The organism is Chromatium okenii (genome assembly GCF_016583745.1).
Classification (GTDB): Bacteria; Pseudomonadota; Gammaproteobacteria; order Chromatiales; family Chromatiaceae; genus Chromatium; species Chromatium okenii.
The window spans coordinates 1-21,249 of sequence record NZ_NRRQ01000011.1 but is presented as its reverse complement, the minus strand read 5'-3'; the positions used below and the strand labels follow the sequence as shown (position 1 = coordinate 21,249).

Annotated in this window: 22 protein-coding genes and 3 tRNA genes; 10 read left to right on the top strand and 15 right to left on the bottom strand. The window is 52.2% G+C overall.

All coding sequences use genetic code 11. From position 1 onward, the window contains the following. Positions 1-113: 113 nt before the first annotated feature. Positions 114-956 (top strand): SAM-dependent methyltransferase, encoded by an 843-nt coding sequence (locus tag CKO12_RS05945; protein ID WP_200153831.1) that lies wholly within the window; start codon positions 114-116, stop codon positions 954-956. A gap of 156 nt (positions 957-1,112) precedes the next feature. Here the strand turns inward: CKO12_RS05945 and CKO12_RS05940 are convergent, their stop codons facing one another. The 3 genes from CKO12_RS05940 to CKO12_RS05930 form a co-directional block, all read right to left on the bottom strand. Beyond that, positions 1,113-1,535, bottom strand: a complete 423-nt coding sequence (locus CKO12_RS05940) for a sulfur globule family protein (protein WP_200153830.1) — start codon at positions 1,533-1,535, stop codon at positions 1,113-1,115. A 128-nt stretch (positions 1,536-1,663) separates the two neighbouring features. Next, positions 1,664-2,641, bottom strand: a complete 978-nt coding sequence (locus CKO12_RS05935; RefSeq protein WP_242466232.1) for a uracil-DNA glycosylase — start codon at positions 2,639-2,641, stop codon at positions 1,664-1,666. Further along, positions 2,634-4,184 (bottom strand): 2-isopropylmalate synthase, encoded by a 1,551-nt coding sequence (locus CKO12_RS05930; RefSeq protein ID WP_200153829.1) that lies wholly within the window; start codon positions 4,182-4,184, stop codon positions 2,634-2,636. The genes CKO12_RS05935 and CKO12_RS05930 overlap by 8 nt, the downstream gene beginning before the upstream one ends. 122 nt (positions 4,185-4,306) lie before the next feature. On the opposite strand from CKO12_RS05930, the gene CKO12_RS05925 reads away from it, so the two are divergent. Then, the gene (locus CKO12_RS05925; RefSeq protein ID WP_200153828.1) at positions 4,307-5,182 is read left to right on the top strand and encodes a TauD/TfdA family dioxygenase; all 876 of its coding nucleotides are present in this window, start codon (positions 4,307-4,309) and stop codon (positions 5,180-5,182) included. Positions 5,183-5,234: 52 nt separating this feature from the next. After that, positions 5,235-5,687 (top strand): rhodanese-like domain-containing protein, encoded by a 453-nt coding sequence (locus CKO12_RS05920; protein ID WP_200153827.1) that lies wholly within the window; start codon positions 5,235-5,237, stop codon positions 5,685-5,687. A gap of 49 nt (positions 5,688-5,736) precedes the next feature. Here the strand turns inward: CKO12_RS05920 and CKO12_RS05915 are convergent, their stop codons facing one another. Together CKO12_RS05915 and hypB are read right to left on the bottom strand one after the other, a co-directional pair. Next, on the bottom strand, positions 5,737-6,594 hold the full coding sequence (locus CKO12_RS05915; RefSeq protein WP_200153826.1) for a 23S rRNA (adenine(2030)-N(6))-methyltransferase RlmJ: 858 nt from the start codon (positions 6,592-6,594) through the stop codon (positions 5,737-5,739). Between the two features lie 6 nt (positions 6,595-6,600). Then, positions 6,601-7,332 (bottom strand): hydrogenase nickel incorporation protein HypB, encoded by a 732-nt coding sequence (gene hypB / locus CKO12_RS05910; RefSeq protein ID WP_200153825.1) that lies wholly within the window; start codon positions 7,330-7,332, stop codon positions 6,601-6,603. 112 nt (positions 7,333-7,444) lie between these two features. Here hypB and CKO12_RS05905 point away from each other — a divergent pair, with 112 nt between their 5' ends. Genes CKO12_RS05905 through metA form a run of 3 tightly spaced genes read left to right on the top strand, consistent with a single transcriptional unit; the run spans position 7,445 to position 10,052 of the window. Further along, entirely contained in the window at positions 7,445-8,026 is a 582-nt protein-coding gene (locus tag CKO12_RS05905) for a Uma2 family endonuclease (RefSeq protein WP_200153824.1), read from the top strand. A 47-nt stretch (positions 8,027-8,073) separates the two neighbouring features. Further along, positions 8,074-8,955: an ATPase gene (locus CKO12_RS05900; RefSeq protein WP_200153823.1), complete on the top strand. Its 882-nt coding sequence runs from the start codon at positions 8,074-8,076 to the stop codon at positions 8,953-8,955. A gap of 26 nt (positions 8,956-8,981) precedes the next feature. After that, positions 8,982-10,052 (top strand): homoserine O-succinyltransferase MetA, encoded by a 1,071-nt coding sequence (metA, locus tag CKO12_RS05895; protein WP_200153822.1) that lies wholly within the window; start codon positions 8,982-8,984, stop codon positions 10,050-10,052. A gap of 38 nt (positions 10,053-10,090) precedes the next feature. On the opposite strand, the gene CKO12_RS05890 is transcribed toward metA, so the two are convergent. From CKO12_RS05890 to CKO12_RS05845, 10 genes are all read right to left on the bottom strand, one after another. Then, entirely contained in the window at positions 10,091-10,912 is an 822-nt protein-coding gene (locus tag CKO12_RS05890; protein WP_200153821.1) for a carboxypeptidase regulatory-like domain-containing protein, read from the bottom strand. Positions 10,913-10,996: 84 nt separating this feature from the next. Continuing rightward, positions 10,997-11,722 carry a dethiobiotin synthase gene (gene bioD, locus CKO12_RS05885; protein ID WP_200153820.1) on the bottom strand — a complete coding sequence of 242 codons (726 nt, stop codon included), beginning with the start codon at positions 11,720-11,722 and terminating at the stop codon, positions 10,997-10,999. A gap of 10 nt (positions 11,723-11,732) precedes the next feature. After that, positions 11,733-12,572 (bottom strand): malonyl-ACP O-methyltransferase BioC, encoded by an 840-nt coding sequence (gene bioC, locus CKO12_RS05880; RefSeq protein WP_200153819.1) that lies wholly within the window; start codon positions 12,570-12,572, stop codon positions 11,733-11,735. Next, on the bottom strand, positions 12,569-13,336 hold the full coding sequence (gene bioH, locus CKO12_RS05875) for a pimeloyl-ACP methyl ester esterase BioH (RefSeq protein ID WP_200153818.1): 768 nt from the start codon (positions 13,334-13,336) through the stop codon (positions 12,569-12,571). Before bioH ends, bioC begins: the two co-directional genes overlap by 4 nt. Positions 13,337-13,377: 41 nt before the next feature. Then, positions 13,378-14,448, bottom strand: a complete 1,071-nt coding sequence (locus CKO12_RS05870) for a glycosyltransferase (RefSeq protein ID WP_200153817.1) — start codon at positions 14,446-14,448, stop codon at positions 13,378-13,380. Between the two features lie 32 nt (positions 14,449-14,480). Then, the gene (locus CKO12_RS05865) at positions 14,481-14,765 is read right to left on the bottom strand and encodes a hypothetical protein (protein ID WP_200153816.1); all 285 of its coding nucleotides are present in this window, start codon (positions 14,763-14,765) and stop codon (positions 14,481-14,483) included. A 17-nt stretch (positions 14,766-14,782) separates the two neighbouring features. Beyond that, positions 14,783-15,838 (bottom strand): PilT/PilU family type 4a pilus ATPase, encoded by a 1,056-nt coding sequence (locus CKO12_RS05860; RefSeq protein ID WP_200153815.1) that lies wholly within the window; start codon positions 15,836-15,838, stop codon positions 14,783-14,785. A 24-nt stretch (positions 15,839-15,862) separates the two neighbouring features. After that, on the bottom strand, positions 15,863-17,101 hold the full coding sequence (locus tag CKO12_RS05855; RefSeq protein ID WP_200153814.1) for a PilT/PilU family type 4a pilus ATPase: 1,239 nt from the start codon (positions 17,099-17,101) through the stop codon (positions 15,863-15,865). A gap of 184 nt (positions 17,102-17,285) precedes the next feature. Continuing rightward, positions 17,286-18,641, bottom strand: a complete 1,356-nt coding sequence (locus CKO12_RS05850; protein ID WP_200153813.1) for an OmpP1/FadL family transporter — start codon at positions 18,639-18,641, stop codon at positions 17,286-17,288. Between the two features lie 203 nt (positions 18,642-18,844). Further along, positions 18,845-20,182: a UDP-glucose dehydrogenase family protein gene (locus tag CKO12_RS05845; protein ID WP_200153812.1), complete on the bottom strand. Its 1,338-nt coding sequence runs from the start codon at positions 20,180-20,182 to the stop codon at positions 18,845-18,847. A 135-nt stretch (positions 20,183-20,317) separates the two neighbouring features. On the opposite strand from CKO12_RS05845, the gene CKO12_RS05840 reads away from it, so the two are divergent. From CKO12_RS05840 to CKO12_RS05825, 4 genes are all read left to right on the top strand, one after another. Next, a tRNA-Tyr gene (locus tag CKO12_RS05840) sits at positions 20,318-20,402 on the top strand. Between the two features lie 52 nt (positions 20,403-20,454). Continuing rightward, a tRNA-Gly gene (locus CKO12_RS05835) sits at positions 20,455-20,528 on the top strand. Positions 20,529-20,565: 37 nt separating this feature from the next. After that, a tRNA-Thr gene (locus CKO12_RS05830) sits at positions 20,566-20,641 on the top strand. A 72-nt stretch (positions 20,642-20,713) separates the two neighbouring features. Next, the coding region (locus tag CKO12_RS05825; RefSeq protein ID WP_200153811.1) for a GTP-binding protein at positions 20,714-21,249 on the top strand (536 nt) is incomplete at its 3' end.

Genomic DNA, 21,249 nt, shown 5'->3' with positions numbered 1-21,249 from the left:
GCAGCGGCGGCGTGAGAAGCGATGTCGTTTCATTATTGAGTGCTCAATTGTCAGTGACATTCATTGACACCATATTGGGAATTTCAATTGCGCTATTGATTAGGAGAAAACGAATGCACACTATTGAAGCGATTGAATCACTTTTGCACAAGCAAGTATTTCCACGCTCGGCGCAATATGACGCGGCGTGGGTATTGAATAATCAAATGGGGCCTAATGCGCTGTGGCTTGCCGAATGGCTAACGGAAAAGCAGGTATTACAGCCCGGAATGCGGGTGTTAGATTTGGGCTGCGGACGTGCATTGACCAGTATTTTTTTGGCACGAGAATTCAAAGTGCAGGTGTGGGCAACTGATTTTTGGATTACGCAAGACTATAACTGGCAGCGTATCGTTGCAGCGCAGGTAGATGATTTGGTGTTTCCAATTCGTGCCGAGGCGCATTCATTGCCATTTCCAGAAGGCTTTTTTGATGCGATTATTTCTATTGATGCGTATCAGTATTTTGGAACCGATGCGCTTTATCTTGGCTATCTCAGTCGCTTTTTACGTCCGCACGGGAGCTTGGGCGTTGTGATGCCGGCATTGATGCAGCCGTTGGTGGCGGGTGCAGTTCCAGAACATCTGGCGCAGCCCCAAAGCAATGGCAAAGCGTTTTGGGAAGATGGTTGTTGGAGCTTCAAAACGGCGGCGTGGTGGGAAGAATCATGGAAACGCAATAGCACTGTGACGGAAGTTCAAGTCGATACGCTGCCGGATGGATGGCGCTATTGGCGTGATTTTGAACAGGCAATTGAAGCGGCAGGAACTGGAATTTTTCCTTCTTATGCCGAAGCATTGGATGCAGATCAGGGGCGTTATATCGGTTTTGTGCGGGCACTCGCCAAGCGCACTGATGCGCCAGCAATGAATCTATATGATCCCGCATTGGCGGCGCGGATGGGAGTGGATCGTTAATTCGCTTTTATGATTAAAGCTGGCGCAGTGACAAATCGCAGTATTTATATGGCGTTGGTCGTGCGCTATCACTGAAACAATTAACGACTGCTTCACTTCCGCCCATTAAAAAAGCCAGACCGAAGTCTGGCTTTTTTTATTCAACATGCGAATGAATTACTTCGCTTGTTGTTGTGCTGGCGCAGCCGGAGGTGGTGCCATCGGTGCCATTGGCGGTGCATACGGGAACGCATACGGATAAGCGCCGCCGTAGTAAGGCGCACCATAGGGGTAGCCATAGCCATAACCCGGCGCGTTGTAACCATAACCATCGTTATAGCCGTAGCCACGTCCACTGCCATAACCACGTCCGCGACCGTTGCCACGTCCGCCGCCACTCATGCTCATGTTGAAATCGCCATAGCCGTCGCCAAACATGTCGCCGAGCATGTCGCTCGCGCCGTCGCCCCAGCCGTTATTACCGTAACCGTTATTGCCATAACCATTGTTGTTGCCCCAAGGACCGCCCCACCATGCGGAAGCAGAAGCAGAAACACCCAACAAAGCAGCGATTGCGGCAGCAGTAGCAAGTTTTTTCATCGTAGTTCTCCAATTATTTTTACTGATGATTGATGATTGTGGCCGGTCTGATTTTGGTCTGAGCTGCGACCACGAAATTAGTATATTAGGAAATTCTAAATTAGTAAACACCCTTGGTCTGCTTTTTTTCAGCTCACCGCCAACCGCTCCAGCACCGCCGTCAAATCCTCCCACGACTTCGCCTTTTGCTCCGGCGAACGCAACAAATACGCGGGATGATAGGTCGCTCGCAACGGAATCCCCGCCGGTTCCAACTGCCACCACTGCCCGCGCAGCTTCCCAATCGTCTCGCTCGTGTGCAGCAGGTGCTGCGCCGCAATCGCGCCCAACGCCACAATCACTCGCGGCTGCACCAGCGCGATCTGCTGATTGAGAAACCCAGCGCACTGCGCCGCCTCCTCCGGCTTGGGATTGCGATTGTCCGGCGGGCGACACTTGAGCACGTTAGCGATGTAGACCTGTTCACGGGTCAAACCCAGCGCCGTCACCATCGACGTCAGCAATTTCCCCGCTCGCCCCACAAATGGCTCACCGAGCCGATCTTCATCTGCGCCCGGTGCTTCGCCAATCAACATCAACTGCGCATCACGAGCGCCAGCACCGAATACCGTCTGCGTGCGGGTGGCGCACAGCTCGCAAGCGCGACAATTCGCCACCTGTTCTCGCAGCACATCCCAAGCTGGCGCGACTGCCGGCAGCGGCATTTCCAAGCGCAGCGGTTCCGCGTTGACCGGCGCCAGCACTTCCGGTGCGAGCGCAGCGGGCGGCAGTTCCGGTGCCACATCGAATAAGGTCTCTGTCATCACATCTGGTTCTATCACCGTCTCACTCTCTAATTGAACTCGCGCCAGCGGCACAACCGGCACTCGCGGCAGCCAGCACGTGATATCCATCGCCTTGAGATATGCCGCCCGCCGCGCTCCGCTCATTGATACCTGCGGCAGCGGCACCGCAGCGGCTGTTGCGACCACCGCTGGCGCAGGAGCAACCGCTGGACTGCGCGGCACCGTCGCCGCCGGTTGAATGCGCAATTCCCAGCGGCTGATGCCCAGCGCGTCGAGATATGCCGCGCAGCGCCCCGGCGAAGATGCCCACAGCTCAGACATCGGCGATCTGCGGATGTGCCCGCTGTGCCGGATGCAAAATCGTGTTGCAAGCGTTGAGATACGCCTTGGCAGAAGCAATCACGATGTCAGTATCCGCGCCTTGCCCGTTGACCACGCGCCCGCCTTTTTCCAAGCGCACCGTCACCTCGCCCTGCGCATCAGTGCCGCTGGTGATCGCGTTGACCGAATACAGCCGCAGCGCCGCGCCACTCTTCACAATGGATTCAATCGCCTTAAACGTCGCATCGACCGGGCCGCTGCCGCTGGCGCTGCCAGCTTGTTCTGCGCCGTCCACCGTCAACATCAACGTCGCGTGTGGCGTTTCGCCAGTTTCCGAGCACACCCGCAGCGACACTAATTTGACCCGCTCGTTGGCGGTTTCCAACGTCGCGTCAGTCACCAGCGCCTGCAAATCCTCATCAAAAATCTCGTGCTTTTTGTCCGCCAATTCTTTGAAACGGGCAAACGCAGCGTTCAAATCTTCCTCAGAATTCAACACCACGCCCAGCTCCAGCAACCGCGCTCGAAACGCATTGCGCCCCGAATGCTTGCCCATCACCATCCGGTTTTCTGACCAGCCGACATCCTGCGCCCGCATGATTTCGTAGGTTTCGCGGTTTTTCAGCACGCCATCTTGATGAATGCCGGATTCATGCGCGAAAGCGTTGATGCCCACCACCGCTTTATTCGGCTGCACCGGAAAGCCAGTAATGGTCGAAACCAGCCGCGAGCAGGTCATAATTTGCGTGGTATCGAGCCGAGTTTGGCAATCAAACAAATCCTGCCGCGTCCGCACCGCCATCACGATTTCTTCCAGCGCCGCATTGCCCGCCCGCTCACCTAAGCCATTGATTGTGCATTCAACTTGCCGCGCTCCATTGCGCACCGCCGCCAGCGAATTGGCCACCGCCAGCCCCAAATCGTTATGACAATGCACCGAAAACACCGCTTGATCGGCATTCGGCACCCGCTCGCGCAAGGTCGCAATCAGGCTGCCGAATTGATCGGGAATGTTGTAACCGACCGTGTCGGGAATGTTGACAGTACGAGCGCCAGCCGCGATCACCGCCTCCAATATCCGGCACAAAAAATCAATCTCAGAACGCCCCGCATCTTCGGGCGAAAACTCCACATCATCGGTGAACTGCCGCGCCCGTTTCACCGCGTGAACTGCCTGCGCCAGCACCTGCTCCGGCGTCATCCGCAACTTCTTTTCCATGTGAATCGGCGAGGTCGCAATAAAGGTATGAATCCGCCCCGCCGCCGCCGCTTCCAAGGCTTCACCGGCGCGATTGATGTCCGCATCCAGCGCCCGTGCCAACGCGCAGACCCGGCTATCCTTCACCGCCGCTGCGACCGCCTTCACCGCCTCAAAATCGCCGGGGCTGGCAATCGGGAATCCCGCCTCAATCACATCAACGTGCATCCGTTCCAAGGCTTTGGCGATCCGCACCTTTTCATCCTTGGTCATTGACGCGCCGGGGCTTTGCTCGCCATCGCGCAACGTGGTATCAAAAATAATCAACTGGTCTTTGCTCATCATCGTGTCACTCATTATTTTGGAATTGGTGATGGTTTGATTGTAACCCGGCGCGGCTATTGGGCTACCATAAACGTCCGGCGCTCCCCGCCGGATTTCTCACATGATTACGGTGTCCCATTGTTATGACAGATTCTCCATTTTATCTCTGCAATGAAAGCGCATATCAACGCTGGCGCGATCATAAATTAACCATTGCGCCAACTGATCTCAATGCGCTACTGGTTGAAATCAAGGACCCGCGCCAGCTCACAGCGGCAGAACATCAGGCTATTTTAGAACGCTGTCGCATAGCAAATATGGCGATTTATCTCAGCACCACTGGCGCTGATCCAGATAAATCCATTCCCAAAGCCTTGGGCGCACAATTTGGATTACAGCAATTAGATCATAATGCTGGCGCTGATGAAGATGCGATTACTTCATTAACGGTGCAAATTGACAGCGCCCACGAAAATTACATTCCGTATTCCAATCGCCCGATTGACTGGCACACCGACGGCTATTACAACGCACCCGAACGCCAGATTTATGGGTTATTGCTGCATTGCGTGCAACCCGCCGCTGCCGGTGGTGAAAATGCGTTATTGGATCACGAGCTGGCGTATTTACAGCTCCGCGAGCATCAACCTGATTTTATTCAAGCGTTAATGCACCCCGATTGCATGACAATTCCCGCAAATGAAGTTGGCGGAGTACAGGTACGACCCGCACAATCAGGCCCCGTATTTTCAGTCCGTTCTGATGGTCGCTTGCACATGCGCTATACTAATCGCGCCCGCAACATCAAATGGCGCGATGATGCGCTCACTACCGCAGCAGTTGCCTATCTGAAAGAATTTTTGCGCACTGATTCGCCTTGGCATTGTGTAGGGCGTTTACAATCCGGTTGGGGGTTAATTAGTAACAACGTGCTCCACACCCGCACCGGTTTTACTGATGGCGCGATGCCGCGTTTATTATATCGCGCTCGCTATTACGAGCGCATTAACGGCACCTAAACTGGCACTCAAACACATCATTTCATTCACAACTTTATAGGAATTAACCGCAATGCAACAGCGTTTTTCATTACTGAGTTCATGCGCAGCATTTTTGCTTGGTGCATTCGTCATCATCGGTAGCGCCCAAGCTGCCAACGCAACGCTCACTCCGCCAGAAGTATTGAGCAAACTGCAAGCTGGCGAATTAACCTTAATTGATATTCGCACTCCAGAAGAATGGCGTGGTTCTGGCGTGGTGGCAGAAGCAAAACGCATTGATCTGCAAGACCCCGACGGCGCAACTGGCTTTACTACAAAGGTATTGGCTGCCGTGAATGGCGACAAAACTGCGCCGGTGGCGGTCATTTGTCGCACCGGCAGCCGCAGCGGTTATGCACAGCGATTCCTGCAAAAACAAGGATTTACGAACGTCATCAACATCCCCGAAGGCATGATCGGCAGCATGGCAGGACCCGGCTGGATCGAGCGCGGACTCCCGATTAAACCTTGCCCAGATTGCTGATCATTCACGCACGAAATGCCCATCATCTTGACATGATGGGCGCAAAAGCTCATGCAGTTGTTGCCGTGCGCCATTCTACATGCCAGCCCGCATCTTTTAATGGCGCAATAGCTAATATAGCCGCTAACCGTGGTAATAGCGCCTGCAATTGCAATTCAAACTGCCACGGCGGGTTAATCAGGATAACTCCTGAGCCATACATTCCAAACGTTGGCGGTTGCGGGCGCACCCACAATTCCGCAGTTAATAGCGTTGGTAATTGCCGCAGCAACCGTTTTAATAATTGGGCAGCTTGATCGCGTTGTACACCCAAACGCGGATACCAAATCAGATAACAACCGCCTGCCCAGCGTTGATAAGACGCAAATATAGTTTCCGCAACTTGCCGCATTTCAATTGCGGTTTCATACGACGGATCAATTAACACCAAGCCCCGCGATGGCGTGGGCGGCAATAGCGCCGGTAAACCTTCATAACCATTGCGTTGATGCACATGAATTCGCGCATCATGGCTAAAATTGTGGCGCAAGGTTTGCGCTTCTGTTGGATGCAATTCCATTAAAATCAATTGATCTGCATCCCGCAATCCAGCCTGCGCTAACTGCGGCGACCCCGGATAACGCACTATTTCATCCGTTGCATTAAGCGCCGCAATCGCATTGAAATAGGCGGCGAGTTCAGGAAATTCCGCCCGTCGCGCCCATAAACGCTTAATGCCATCCGTCGCCTCGCTGGTTTTACGCGCCTGCGCACTGGTGAGATCATAAATGCCCGCGCCGGCATGAGTTTCCAAATAAGTCAAGGGTTTAGGTTTAAGCGTCAGCGTTTCCAGCAACAGCGTCAACACGCTGTGCTTGAACACATCGGCATGATTTCCCGCGTGGAATCCGTGCAAATAACTCAGCATTGTCAATTACTTATGTGCTGCCAGCGCCGTATGCAACCATTGCAGCCAAGGCGTCAAATCGCTGCCGGGGCGCGTGGACAGAGTGATAAAGGGCGCGGTGCTGGCGAGTTGGCGCAAATGGTGTTCAGCGCGAATTGGTTGAAATTCGGGCAATAACGGCAATAAATCGGCTTTAGTACACAATACCAAATCGGCAATACGAAACATCACCGGATATTTAGCAGGTTTATCATCGCCTTCGGGTACAGACAGCAATGTAATGTTGTGATGTTGACCGAGATCAAAGCTGGCGGGACAAACCAGATTGCCGACATTTTCAATAAATAATAAATCAATCTCGTCTAAATTCAATTGATGCAAAACGGTATGAATTTGTTGGGCATCGAGATGACAGGCACCGCCAGTAGTAATTTGAATAGCGGGCACACCTTTGGCGCGAATACGCAGCGCGTCATTTTCAGTTTCTAAATCGCCTTCAATGACCGCAATGCGACAATGAGCACCGAGTGCATCAATCGTAGCTTCTAATAGACTGGTTTTGCCCGCGCCCGGCGAGGACATGATATTTAATGCCAATATCTTGTGGGCATTAAAATGTTCGCGGTTATGCGCTGCCTGCTGATCGTTTGCCGATAACAACCCGGTCAACACCTCTACGGCAACGTGTTGATGATCGCCAGATATTGAATGCGCGTGATCATGGTCGTGAGGATGGGTGCAGCCGCAGGTATTACACATGTTAAATTGTCCGCTGAATTGATAGAATTGCACTGCGTAGCACTGACAGCCGCGCTTGACGCTTGCAGGTCATGCGCATTTCAGCCCACAGCAATAAGAAAGGAGTAACCCAATGTCAAATACTGCTGAACGTCTTTATATGACTGTTGACGCCTATTTGCAAGCCGAAGAGCATTCATTAACCAAACATGAATACATTGCAGGTGAGATTTTCGCAATGGCAGGAGCGCATGAATCACATGTTACCATCGCCGGGAATCTTTTTTCACTGCTGCGTTCACATGTGCGCGGCAGTCCATGCCGCGTATTCATTGCGGATATGAAAGTGAAAGTTGATACTGCCGACAGTTTTTTTTATCCCGATGTGTTTGTCACTTGCGATGCGCGGGATGTTGGACAAGCGTTAATGAAACGTCATCCCAATTTGATTATTGAGGTGCTGTCAAAATCAACCGCAGTATATGATTACAGTGCGAAGTTTGGTTATTATCAGCAGCTTGAATCATTGCAAGAGTATGTGTTAGTGAAACCGGACTGTATGGCGATTGATGTCTTTCGCCGTGAAGAAGACAACCAGTGGGTATTATATTCTTTTACAGCCGCTGATGAATTGGTATTGACTAGCGTTGATTTTCACTGTGCAATCGCCGCAGTGTATGAAGACGTCTTATTACCACCGCTGGCGGTAAGATGATTCAATCAGAACGCATATATTGACCACTTGATTTGGAGTCTTAACCCTTGAAATTTACAGTTGAAGCATTCCGGGCTTGGAACAACAAATGCGTCACTCTGTTGGGCATGTCTGGCGTGGGGAAAACCCATTTATCGGCAATGTTGCGCCGCAATGATTGGTTTCACTATTCGGGTGATTATCGTATTGGCACCCGTTATTTAGACGAGCCGATTTTGGATTTAATTAAAGCGCAGGCAATGCGCGATCCTTTTTTGCGTGATTTATTGCGGCGCGATTGGATTACGATTCGCAATATCATCAAAATTCACGATCTCGGCCCAGTGTTGAGTTTTATTGGCAAGCTGGGCAATCCTGAATTTGATGGATTACCACTCAATGAATTCAGCCGTCGCCAAGCGTTATACCGGAAAGCAGAAATTGCGGCAATGTACGATGTGCCAGATTTTGTGTGTAAAGCGCGAGAAATTTATGGTTATCCACATTTGGTCAATGATGTTGGCGGCAGCCTGTGTGAATTAGATGATCCGAGTGTGATTGAATTGCTCGCCAAGCACAGTTTAATTCTATACATTCGCGTTCCGGCAGCAGATGAAATCAAACTGATTCAACGCGCCCAAGCTGATCCTAAACCGTTGTATTATCGACCAGAATTTTTACGGGCGGCTTTGGTGGATTATTTAACCGAACAGGGGTTGCATTACGTTGCAGAAATTGAACCCAATGCCTTTACGCGCTGGGTATTTCCGCGTTTATTTCATTCTCGAGTGCCGCGTTATGAAGCGATTGCGCGTCCACATGGTTATACGGTGTCGTCTATTGATGTGGCAAGTGTGCGCGATGAACAGGATTTTCTGTTGTTAATTGAATCCGCAATTGCCCGCGCTGAAATTGCACCAGCAGCTGATTTGCCGCGGGCTGAAATTTAATTCATCGCTATCGGAGTATTGCCATTATGCCTATTGTCGCCCATAACGATTTACCTACCTTCGCACGCTTACGCGATGAGGGACAACGTATTCTGGAACCGGATTGCGCAATTCAACAAGATATTCGAGAACTACATATTGGCTTGCTCAATATGATGCCAGATGCAGCACTCGCTGCTACTGAGCGGCAATTTTTTCGCTTAGTTGGTCAAAGCAACCCCATTGCGCAGTTTTATGTACATCCATTTACTCTCGATGGCTTAAAACGCGGTGCGGAAGCGCAAGCATATATTCAACGCTATTATGAACCTTTTGAAAAAATTCGTGCAGAAGGATTAGACGCACTCATTATTACGGGTGCTAATGTAAGCGGCTCTGATTTAGCGCAAGAACCTTTTTGGCAACCATTAATTACAGTAGTGGATTGGGCATTTGAACAGGTGTGTTCAACGCTGTGTTCCTGTTTAGCAACTCATGCGGTCATGCAATTTCGCTATCAGCAACGGCGGCAACCATTACCGGCAAAATGTTGGGGCGTATATTCACATCATATAGTTGAACGCACACATCCGTTAGTGAGTGATGTGAATACGCGTTTTGATGTGCCGCATTCACGGTTTAATGATATTAGCCGGGCACAATTTGATGCTGCTGGCTTGCGGGTATTAACTGAAAGTGATGCTGCGGGTGTACATTTAGCAGTGAGCGCCGATGGATTTCGGCAGATTTTCTTTCAGGGGCATCCTGAATACGATATGATTTCGTTATTAAAAGAATATAAACGCGAAGTGAAGCGGTTTATTACCGGTGCTCGTGTGGATTATCCCCCGTTTCCTGAACATTATTTTGGGTTGCAAGCACGGGCAATTTTGGATGAATACCATGAGCAATTACATGAAGCTTTGGATCAAGGACGCGAGCCACCATTATTCCCAGAAGAATGGATGACAACGCGGTTACATAATACTTGGCACGATACTGCGCAAGGTGTGATTGGTAATTGGATGGGCTTGGTTTATCGCGTTACCAATAATGACCGTCGCCTGCCTTTTATGGCAGAAATCAATCCAAACGATCCGTTGGCATTGGGATGGTGAATGAGTTGTTGGCAGGAGCAAAATGCTCCTGCTAGCAATTACCAATAAAACGATACTTGCACTGCTCCATTCGCAGTTATTCGCACTTCTTGCGCTTGAATTTGATCGGCGTAATTAACCCGCAGTCGGTATTGACCGGGCGCAAGACGCGCATAAAACCAAGGACCTTTGGAAATTGCTGCTAATAATGTTGTGCCGGTCGCATCAAAAATTTTTACTTTGACATCAGCGAGATACGCGCCGGAGCCTTGCGCAGCAAACAATAAATAAAGGTTGTAATCCGATTTAACCTGCGCCAATTCTTCGCGCTCCGAAGCTCCAATTCCGCCGCTCACATAGGGCACGCCATCGCCAGCGGGCGCGACTTCCGGTGCGTTATCCGTTGATTTTGCTTCAATATCTTCCGTTGGTTGTTCCTCAGCAGCGGGCGGCACCGTCAACTGCGGAATCCGGTGTGACTCTAAGCGCACGGGCGGCAACCGGAGCGGCTGCCCCGCATTTGGCAGCGATAACGTCGGTTCGGCGGGGGCAGCAGGCGGCGTCACTTCTAACTCCGGCGCGGTCGATTTCGTTTCTAATTCAGGTACTTCGGTGCTGATCGGCGCGTCATCCGCCGCCTCAACGGGCGGTAATTCTTCGGGCGGTTCATCCGATGTTGGCGTCGCCAGCGGCAACACGGTTCCGGCTGGCAACACCGTTCCCGCCGGCAAGCGCGTTCCAGCGGGCAGTACGATCCCGCCCGGCAAGGTGGTATCGACCGACAACACCACTTCTGCTGACAATTCCATGCCGACCATATCGGGAGCAGCGACAACGCTGTTGGTAATGGCGAGCAATAGCAATAAATAGCGATAGTTCATACGTTATCTCATTATCATAGAATTACAGTGCATTAAACCAAGTTTTGATTTTTTGTGCGATTAAAAACTGCCATAATTCAATTCTCATCTTTCAATTCGTAAATACTCCGCAATCTGTTGCGGAGTTGCTGCATCTAACCAAGGCACGACGCCCAAACAGGGCGCAGTCATCAATTCCGTTAAAGTTGCAAGAATACCGTCGCGTTCGCGCAGATGTGGATCAACTTGATTGGCAATCCAGCCGTATAATGGTGCGCCGCTGGCGCGAATACTCTCAATTGTTAATAGCGCGTGATTGATGCAACCGAGCTTGAGACCAATAATGACAATCACGGGTAATTGCAGCATTACAGCCAGATCACTGAGAAAGAAATTGGGAGCTAATGGGACGCGCCAGCCGCCGACGCCTTCAACAATGATTCTATCGGCTCGCGTTGCTAAATTGTTATACGCGGTGATGATGGTATTGGCGTCAATGGTGACATTGATTTGTGCTGCGGCGAGATGAGGCGCAATTGGGGGAACGAATAGATAGGGATTGATGAATTCATAGGGTTCAAGCGTGCTGCCCTGCGCCAGCAATTGCAAAGCGTCGGAATTAAATTTGAGTGTTTTAACTCCAAACTTTTTTGATAACGCTGCCCAACTGGTGATTGCTAAATCCACTTCAGACCAACAGGTCGCGCCCGTTGCCACCGGTTTCATGCCCAGCACCCGCAGCCCGCGCCGTTGCAGCGCCGCCATTAACCCGAGGCTGATCGTCGTTTTGCCGCAATCGGTGTCGGTACCGGTGATGAAAAAACCGCTCATTTTTTAGGCGTCAGTCGGGAAAACGCACGAATTGTTGACGCGAGGTCGCAGCAGGCTCCGGTGCCCAAGCGTGACCATAAATCACCTCATAACTGGCCGGTAAATCGCCCGCGTGTCGATGGAATTCATACGCTTGCTCAACCGCCATCATGCGCGTCCGCCCGGTCAAGCCGCGAGCGCGATCTGGCGTCGCGTTGTGCGCACCCAACGTTTTGAGGTCAACCATCAGGTCGCGCAGACGTTGATACGTCAACGTCAGCCGTTCGACATCAATCACCGGATCGGCAAACCGCGCCTGCACCAGCGCGTCGCCCACGTCGTGCAAATCTAAAAACGGGCTGACGTGGGGATAACCGTCAACCTGCGCCCACGCTTGGCGCAATTCACTCAGCGTGCCGCGCCCAAAAGTGGTGAACATCAGCAGCCCGCCCGGTCGCAGCACGCGCCGACATTCCGCCAGCGCCAGCGGTAAATCGCACCATTGCAGCGTCGCATTCGACACAATTAAATCCACCGTCGCCGGTGCCAGCGGCAGCAGTTCCGCATCGCCGCAAATGCACAACGGACGTCGCCACCAGCGCCCGCGTCGCCGCGCTTGCAGCAGCATCGGGTGCGCGACATCCAGCGCGAGGTGTTGCGCTTTGGGATAACGGCGCTGCAACGCAGTGAGCGCGTGACCGGTGCCGCAGCCCAAATCCAGCACCCGCTGCGGTTGCAGCCGCACCACGTCGAGCCGCTCAATGAGCCGGTCGCTCAACTCGCGCTGGAGCACCGCCACCGCGTCATAACTGCTCGCCGCTCGCGCAAAACTGCGGCGAACGTGCGCTTTATCAACGAAGTGCGTTGTCATGCTGGCGCTGGCAGCGTGGCAAAAAATGCACGCATCGCTCGCGCCGTTTCCAGCGGATGCGACAGATGCGGGGCATGAGCCGCGCCAGCGATGATTTCGGTCTGCGCCCCGGGCATCAATACTTCCACCCGTTCTGCGACCTTGGCGGGAACCAGCGCATCGTGACTGCCAAATAACCACAGCGCCGGGCAACGAATATCTGGCAGTTGTCCGCGCAAATCCTCATCCCGCAGCAGCTCCAATCCCAGCGCCAGCGCAGCGGGCTGCGGCACTGGTTTGGTCGCCAATTCCGCTCGAAGCTGGCGCAGCGTGTCACGGGCGCTCTCACTGCCGCGCACTTGCAGCGCCAAAAATCGCGCCAGCGTCGCGCTCGGATCAGCGCGTAATTCGTCATAAAACTGCGTGAGCGTGGTCTCCGGCATGGCTGGCGACCAATCGACTGCCTGCACGAAACGCGGCGTCGCCGTCAGCAGAATTAAACCAGTGACGCGCTTGGGTGCTCGCAAAGCTGCCGCCAGCGCGACCAGCCCGCCGAGCGACCAGCCGAGCCACACTGCTTGCGGCGGTGCAGCTTCCAAACAGGCATCCGCCCAGCGCCAGAGCGTGTTGAGTGACGGCAAAAATGGGCTGTTACCGTGACCGGGGAGTTCAATCCGATGCTGCGCTGCGCCGCCCCACGCTGCCGGGTCGCAGTCATTCCACACGGCGGCATTCATGCCCCAGCCGTGCAACATGACCAATTCATCAATAAAGCCTGTAGACATTTGTAAATGCTCAAAATTTGGGTGACGCGGAGTGCCGGTCGTCACGCGCCGGTCAGTCGCCGATAAAGATCGAGATATTGATTGACGATGGTCTCGCGGCTGAATTCGCCCGCCACTCGCGCACTGCCCCGCGCTGCGAGATCGCGCCGCAAGGTCTCATCAAGCAATAGCGTTTGAATGCCAGCCGCGAGTGCCGCGTCATCTTCACACGGCACACACCACGCATCGTCGCCATGACGAGCGACTTCACGCGCTCCGCGAAATTGCGTGGTTAATAACGGTTTGCCGCAGCGCCACGCATCCAGCATCACGTTGCCAAATGGCTCGGCATCCAGCGATGGAAATACAACCAAATCAGCCATTTGCACAAAAGGCGTTGGCTCAGTTTGCCAGCCCGTCCACACGATTCGCTGCTCCTGCTGCGTTGCCCGCGCCTGCTGGCGCAGGGTCGCTGCCAACGGTCCATCACCGAGCATCACCAGCCGCAACGGACGTCCGGCGATGGTTGCCGGCAGCCGTGCGAGCGCCGCGAGCAGATGGCGATGTCCCTTAAATGCCACAAAGCGCCCCAGCGTCACCAGCACCCACGCTTCCGCTGGAATCCCAAGCTGCTGGCGCAGTGCTGCCAATTGTGCTGGCGCGACCGGCGGCGCTGGTGTCGCAAAGTTGTAAATATGATACACGCGCTCGGCGGGAAAACCGTTAGCAATCATCCACTCGCACAGCGCCCGCGTGTTGCCAATCCAGCCGTGCGCGTGGCGATACGGCGCGAGCGCGTAATAACCGCCGAGGCGGGCGAGGTGTACCGTGCCCGGCGGCGGCTGCGTCAAGCGCGTCGCCCGTCCCATATAGGTTTGCACGATGTCTGGGCGCGTGCGTTGAATAAGCGCAGCGACGGCGCGACGCGATAACGGGTCCCAAGTGGTATGAAATGGCAATTGATGAACCGGCAGCGTGCCGAATTCCAAATCCTTTAATTCGCTGCGACACCGAATGGCCACTGCAACTGCCGCACCTTGCGCCGCTAATGCGCAACTAAACCGCTGAAACCAATACTCAGCACCACCGAGTTTTTTACTCGCCACAATCTGCAAAGAAGTCGGATTAGACATCAAAATCACTGCGCTGAAAAACGACGCTACATTTAATCATCTTCTCGCTCTTCATTCTGGAATAAATACCGTCCACTGCCATAATCTGGCGTCGTCGTGCCGGGGATTGCTTCATACACCTTGCCATCACGAATAATGAGCCGTTCTCGCGCTCCATAATCTGGCGTTGATGTACCTTTAATTGCGGGATAAATCACGCCATCGCGTTCCACAAATGCCGCTCCCCAATCACCACTGCGCAGCACACGTTCATCAGCAACAAGCGCGGTAGTGAATAACGCCAGCGCCGCCACAAATAACCCCCATTTCATCAGCATGATTCGCACTCCGCAAATTAACCGAAATGCACCTTTGCTTCTAAATTCGGTGCTGAATCCGCATTTGCCAAGGCTTCTTCTAAAGTAATGCGCCCTTCACGATACAACGTCAACAACGCATCATCAAAGGTTTTAATTCCTTCGTGACCGCTATTTTGCATCGCTTCAATCACCTCATCCACGCGCCCATCTCGAATTAAATCGGCAATGTGCGGCGTATTCACCAGCGTTTCAATTGCCGCACAACGCGCTCCCGTTGCTGTTTTTACTAACCGCTGCGAAAGAATGGCTTGCAAATAAATCGACAAATCCATAAATAACGTATTGTGCATTTCTTGCGGAAACATGTTAATAATGCGTTTTAACGCTTGATGCGCATTGTTAGCATGTAACGTTGAAATCGCAAGATGACCGGTGCCAGCCAGTTCCAATGCCGCTTCCATTGTCTCCCGCGTCCGAATTTCGCCAATTAAAATCACATCTGGCGCTTCACGCAATACACTTTTTAACGCATTCGCATAACTGTGCGTATCGACGCCCACTTCCCGCTGACTAATAATGCACTGTTTATGTGAATGTACAAATTCTACCGGGTCTTCAATTGTCACAATGTGACCAGAAGCACTCGCATTCCGATGATCAATCATTGCCGCTAAGGTCGTCGATTTACCCGAGCCAGTCGCGCCAACCATTAAAATAATGCCGCGCTTGCTCATAATGATCTGCGAGAGCAGAGGCGGTAAATTCAATTCTGCCATTGAGGGAATGTTGGCGCGAATATAGCGCAATACCATTGCGGGCTGACCGCGCTGGAAATAAGCATTGACGCGAAACCGAGCGCGATCTTCAAGCGCAATTGCAAAATCTAGCTCAAGTGCTTGTTCAAAGTCGCTTTTTTGCTGCGCATCCAGAATAGAATTTAAGGCAGCAGCGCACAGTTCAGGAGTTAATACCGACTCACCAATTGAGCGAATTAAGCCCTCAATTTTAATTTTTACTGGCGCACCCGGATTAAAAAAGAGGTCCGAGGCTTTATAGCGCACCATCATTTCAAGATAAGGCGTGATATCCATGCAATAGGTCGCCTGTGATTGTCATCAACTTTTTACATGCGCCGGATTGATTAAATCAACCGGAGCTTCTTCAATGCGCGACACCGCACCGAATACATCAGAATCAAACAATGCTTCTTCATCTTCTTCCGTTGCCAGTGTCAAGTTTGGCGCTTGATCTTTTTGACCGCGAGTGCGTGCTTCGTGACCTTCCAGCTTAATTGCTAAACGCAGTCCGTTCATAGAATCTGCATTGCGCAGCGCGTCTTCATAACTAATTTTGCCCGCCTCATATAAATCAAACAGCGCCATATCAAAGGTCTGCATTCCCAATTCCCGCGAACGCTTCATCACGCCTTTAATACCACCCACATCGCCCTTGAAAATCAAATCTTGAATTAACGGTGAGTTAATCATTACCTCAACTGCGGCAATGCGTCCGCCATTGGTACAGGGCAGCAGGCGTTGGGAAATAATGGCGTTGAGATTCAGCGAAAGGTCCATCAATAATTGACTGCGCCGTTCTTCGGTGAACAAGTTAATAATACGATCCAGCGCCTGATTCGCATTGTTAGCGTGTAATGTTGACAAACATAGATGACCCGTTTCTGAAAAGTTAATCGCATGTTCCATCGTTTCACGGGTGCGAATTTCCCCGATTAAAATGACATCCGGTGCTTGCCGCAGGGTATTGATGAGAGCGGCATCCCAGTTTTCAGTATCAACGCCAACTTCGCGCTGCGTAATTAAACAATTGCGATGCGGATGCACATATTCAACTGGGTCTTCAATAGTAATGATATGACCATAGCTGTTTTCATTGCGATACCCCAGCATCGCCGCTAATGACGTTGATTTACCCGAGCCGGTGCCGCCAACCATTAACACCATGCCGCGCTTTTTCATCACGATTTCTTTTAATGCGGGCGGCAAATTCAATTCATCAAGCGTGGGAATGGTGGCGTTAATTGTCCGCAATACCGCTCCGCACAAGCCTTGTTGCACAAACGCATTGACGCGGAAGCGTCCGATGTCTTGCGGGTTAATGGCAAAGTTGCATTCTTTATGGGCATCAAAATCGCGGACTTGGCGGTCATTCATAATTGAACGTACCAAAATGTTGGTTTGTTCACCGCTCAAAATCTGGCTACTCATGGGCGTCATGCGCCCATCAATTTTGCAGGCCGGCGGAAACCCCGCCGAAATGAATAAGTCGGAACCTTTTTTAACGAGCATTTTACGCAAACATTCGAGCATAAAATGCGCTGCTTGCTGACGATCCATAATGCACTCCTGTGGTTTTCATTGCGCAATCATTGCGGCAGCAAGCGGAGGATGACGCGATGCGCCGCAGCAGTGAATCAATTAGAACCGCAAAGGCATTGTCGATGCAAAATAATCTGGGGCGGGGTAAACGCGGGGCGATGCGTCACCCGTGATCCGGGGACGCATTCAAGTAGTGCGGAAATTAGAATTTCAAACCAAAACTGAGCTCAAGCTCCATTTGATCCATGGCGATATTGATGGATTTCGCGCCACCAGAAAAGGGTAATTCACAACCACAATCAAGGTCTTTTTGCGGCGCATACATGGCAGCAAGATTGATTTCACTATTTTGCGTGATTGCTTTAGTGAGTCCTAACGTGAAATGGTGTTCAATGAGTGCGGGAGCAACCACATTAAATAATACGCCATCACGCGGAATAGGTTGTTTGCCATAGCTATAACCAGCACGCAAAGTTAAATCAGGTTGCATTGCCCATTGTGCGCCAATTTTATACACGGTCATATCGCGCCAACCAAACCCAACGCCTTGACTACCACCAAGACAATGCTCTATTTGACCTGCCATGCAAAGCTGGATGTTATTGGTCATGTCATTGCTTAACGCATCAATGTCGCTATACCAAATGTGTTGGACATCAAATGCAAAAGTCAGGTCTGAAGTGGCTTTGAAGGCGAGACCGATATTCACAAATGCGGGTGCATTCAAATCACCACGTTTTGCAAATAAATCGGAATAACTGCCAAAGCGTTTGAAATCCACTTGGCTTTGATAAGCCGCGCCCAGCGCGAGTTGATCACTCATTTGCCATAACGCGCCCAATTGAAATCCTAAACCGGGAACGGTTTCACGACCTTGATTAGATAACGCTTGGGGATTGCCATCGGCAACCATGCCGCCAAAACTAGAAAAGCCTTCGGCTTTGAACATTTGATACGCTAAAATCATGCCGCCACCAACTGAAAAATTGTCGGCGACTTTGCGTGAATAATTCAGATTCAGTGCTACCTGCATTAAATCAACGCCGGTGGTTGCATCTGATGGCGTTGCCATTGCGCCGCCATAAGTGCCCATGCCATAGGCGGTATCATGGTGATCATAACTGGTATTCATGCCGCCATTGCCGTATAGCGCGACCCCAATTGCGCTGACATCATCAAGCGGTTGGCTGTAGGCAAAATGTGGAATAAGAAAGAGATCATTTTCACTTTCAATAGTGCCAGTATAATTCGCATTGCTGCCAATTGGCATTGGCGGATAACCATTATTGGCAAGATTGGTTGATGCGTGTTGGGTGTATTCACGATTGGGTTGAAAAAGTGAAAAACCAATATCTAAACGCTGCCCTACCCATACGGTGCCGGCGACGTTGGTGGTGGCGGTCATCGCGTCTTGCGGCAACGCGGCTCCCGTGCCCGCCATGCCTTTACTTTTTGTGCCGTAACCGTGTGATAAATAACCATTCGTTGCCTGAGCTGGCATTGCAAATGGCAGGACGCAGACGATGCCAATGGTCAGCGCGGAGCGTGTGAATCGCATAAAACATTCCCCCTCAATTCGATTTTTTGTTGGTGGTCGTCGCTGCTCAATTGCAAATCGACGGGGGCAAATTTAGCACAGGCTCCCGTTAATTCGGGAAACCAGATTGACAATTCGCAATTGCGATGCGGTTGGCGCGGACTGGAAACGGGTGCGACTGGGGGCGCTTTGACGACCGTTGATGATCGCCAAAGCAAATGAAATCAATCAGGTAGGCGCGGGAGACGCCCGATTGAGATGTAGGTGAGACCGGCGGCGGTGGCGAGACTGCCGTCGAGGGCGTTGCGTCCGTCGAAGATGACGGGCGTTTTGAGCATGTGTCGAATGACGCCAAAATTGGGGCTGCGGAATTGCGACCATTCGGTCACGAGCGCCAGCGCGTCGGCATTGTGCAGTGCTGCCATCGCGTCGGCGGCGAGGGTGAAATCTTCGCGTTCGCCATAAATGCGGCTGGCTTCAGGAATTGCTACCGGATCAAAGGCTTGCACAAGTGCTCCCGCTGCCCATAACGCTTCCAATAACGCACGGCTGGGTGCTTCGCGCATGTCGTCGGTGTTGGGTTTGAATGCCAGCCCCCAAACTGCGATGACGCGCCCGCGCAAGTCGCCCTGAAAATAGGCGTTGATTTTGTTGAATAATAAGTCTTTTTGCCGAAAATTGACGGCTTCAACGGCGTGGAGCAATTGCGGTTCGTAGCCGAGGCTGCGGGCGGTTTGTTCCAAAGCGCGGACATCTTTGGGAAAACAGGAGCCGCCGTAGCCGCAGCCGGGATAAATGAATTGGTAGCCGATGCGGGGGTCGGAGCCGATGCCGATGCGGACGCGCTCGATGTCTGCGCCCACTGCTTCGGCGATGTTGGATAATTCGTTCATGAAACTGATTTTGGTCGCCAGCATGGCGTTGGCGGCGTATTTGGTGAATTCCGCCGAGCGCACGTCCATCGTCATTAAGCGGTCGCGGTTGCGATTAAATGGCGCATAGAGGGCGCGTAATAATTCGGCGGTGCGCGGATTGTCGGTGCCAACGATGATGCGATCTGGGCGCATAAAATCGTCAATTGCTGCGCCTTCTTTGAGAAATTCGGGGTTGGAAACAACATCAAATTCAAAGCTGACTTCGCGGGCAGCCAAGGTGTCGCGCATCACTGCCGCTACTTTGTCGGCGGTGCCAACCGGCACGGTCGATTTGTCCACCACGACGCGATACGCATCCATGTGTTGCGCAATGGTGCGGGCGACGGCGAGGACGTATTGCAGATCAGCGGAACCATCTTCATCGGGTGGGGTGCCGACGGCGATAAATTGAAACAGCCCGTGTTTGACGCCGGCTTCTGCGTCAGTAGAAAAGTGTATCCGCCCGGCTTCGCGGTTACTTTTAATGAGTTCCTCTAAGCCGGGCTCGTGAATGGGGACGCCACCGTTATTGAGTAGGTCGATCTTGGCGGGATCGACGTCGATACACAGCACGTTATTGCCCACTTCAGCCAAACAAACGCCGGTGACGAGACCGACATAACCGCTACCGAAAATCGTGACATCCATTTTTTTGATCCACAACACAGGATTTAAGAGGCGTGGAACAAATAATATCAGTTCACAGGTGAAAAATTTGAGTTGCGGAGCGCATAAGACAGTTGACGTGACGCGAAAGCGATCTCTATAATGCGCGGCTTGTTTGGAGGGGTTCCCGAGCGGTCAAAGGGATCAGACTGTAAATCTGCCGGCTCAGCCTTCGGAGGTTCGAATCCTCCCCCCTCCACCAAAAAAATACGATGTGCGATTAGCGGTTTTATTCGGCTTGCGTGTGTAATAAGGCGGGTGTAGTTCAACGGTAGAACCTCAGCCTTCCAAGCTGATGGTGTGGGTTCGATTCCCATCACCCGCTCCATCGCTTTTTTAGTTTGCAGTCGAAAGTTTTATTATTTGCCCATGTAGCTCAGTTGGTAGAGCACACCCTTGGTAAGGGTGAGGTCATCGGTTCGACTCCGATCATGGGCTCCAAATTTTGTAATAAGCCGTTTGCGTGTTTTCAATAACACGTCTTGTCGATTTGAACCATGCGGAGAGCCGTTCATGTCAAAAGAAAAGTTTCAACGGAGTAAGCCACACGTCAACGTTGGCACCATTGGTCATGTTGATCACGGCAAAACCACGCTGACGGCAGCAATTACCACCCACCAATCAAAGAAGTTTGGTGGTGAGGCGCGGGCCTACGATCAGATTGATAACGCACCGGAAGAACGGGCGCGTGGAATCACGATTGCAACAGCGCACGTCGAATATGAGAGCAATCAGCGCCATTACGCGCACGTTGACTGCCCCGGTCACGCGGATTATGTCAAGAACATGATTACCGGCGCGGCGCAGATGGACGGTGCCATTTTGGTGGTGTCTGCTGCTGACGGTCCGATGCCGCAGACGCGGGAACACATTCTGCTGTCACGGCAGGTTGGTGTTCCTTATATCGTGGTGTATCTCAACAAGGCGGACATGCTCGACGATCCTGAGCTGCTCGAATTGGTTGAAATGGAAGTGCGCGAACTGCTCTCCAAATATGATTTCCCCGGCGATGACACGCCAATCGTGACGGGTTCGGCGAAGTTGGCGCT

Excerpts from the sequence above, each read along its gene's own strand:
- CKO12_RS05845 (WP_200153812.1), bottom strand. The coding sequence starts at position 20,182 with ATGGATGTCACGATTTTCGGTAGCGGTTATGTCGGTCTCGTCACCGGC.
- CKO12_RS05935 (WP_242466232.1), bottom strand. The coding sequence starts at position 2,641 with ATGTCTGAGCTGTGGGCATCTTCGCCGGGGCGCTGCGCGGCATATCTC.
- CKO12_RS05905 (WP_200153824.1), top strand. The coding sequence starts at position 7,445 with ATGTCAAATACTGCTGAACGTCTTTATATGACTGTTGACGCCTATTTG.
- CKO12_RS05855 (WP_200153814.1), bottom strand. The coding sequence starts at position 17,101 with ATGGATCGTCAGCAAGCAGCGCATTTTATGCTCGAATGTTTGCGTAAA.
- CKO12_RS05920 (WP_200153827.1), top strand. The coding sequence starts at position 5,235 with ATGCAACAGCGTTTTTCATTACTGAGTTCATGCGCAGCATTTTTGCTT.
- CKO12_RS05915 (WP_200153826.1), bottom strand. The coding sequence starts at position 6,594 with ATGCTGAGTTATTTGCACGGATTCCACGCGGGAAATCATGCCGATGTG.
- bioH (WP_200153818.1), bottom strand. The coding sequence starts at position 13,336 with ATGTCTACAGGCTTTATTGATGAATTGGTCATGTTGCACGGCTGGGGC.
- CKO12_RS05860 (WP_200153815.1), bottom strand. The coding sequence starts at position 15,838 with ATGGATATCACGCCTTATCTTGAAATGATGGTGCGCTATAAAGCCTCG.
- bioC (WP_200153819.1), bottom strand. The coding sequence starts at position 12,572 with ATGACAACGCACTTCGTTGATAAAGCGCACGTTCGCCGCAGTTTTGCG.
- CKO12_RS05940 (WP_200153830.1), bottom strand. The coding sequence starts at position 1,535 with ATGAAAAAACTTGCTACTGCTGCCGCAATCGCTGCTTTGTTGGGTGTT.
- CKO12_RS05925 (WP_200153828.1), top strand. The coding sequence starts at position 4,307 with ATGACAGATTCTCCATTTTATCTCTGCAATGAAAGCGCATATCAACGC.
- CKO12_RS05870 (WP_200153817.1), bottom strand. The coding sequence starts at position 14,448 with ATGTCTAATCCGACTTCTTTGCAGATTGTGGCGAGTAAAAAACTCGGT.
- hypB (WP_200153825.1), bottom strand. The coding sequence starts at position 7,332 with ATGTGTAATACCTGCGGCTGCACCCATCCTCACGACCATGATCACGCG.
- CKO12_RS05890 (WP_200153821.1), bottom strand. The coding sequence starts at position 10,912 with ATGAACTATCGCTATTTATTGCTATTGCTCGCCATTACCAACAGCGTT.
- metA (WP_200153822.1), top strand. The coding sequence starts at position 8,982 with ATGCCTATTGTCGCCCATAACGATTTACCTACCTTCGCACGCTTACGC.
- CKO12_RS05930 (WP_200153829.1), bottom strand. The coding sequence starts at position 4,184 with ATGATGAGCAAAGACCAGTTGATTATTTTTGATACCACGTTGCGCGAT.
- bioD (WP_200153820.1), bottom strand. The coding sequence starts at position 11,722 with ATGAGCGGTTTTTTCATCACCGGTACCGACACCGATTGCGGCAAAACG.
- CKO12_RS05945 (WP_200153831.1), top strand. The coding sequence starts at position 114 with ATGCACACTATTGAAGCGATTGAATCACTTTTGCACAAGCAAGTATTT.
- CKO12_RS05850 (WP_200153813.1), bottom strand. The coding sequence starts at position 18,641 with ATGCGATTCACACGCTCCGCGCTGACCATTGGCATCGTCTGCGTCCTG.
- CKO12_RS05865 (WP_200153816.1), bottom strand. The coding sequence starts at position 14,765 with ATGCTGATGAAATGGGGGTTATTTGTGGCGGCGCTGGCGTTATTCACT.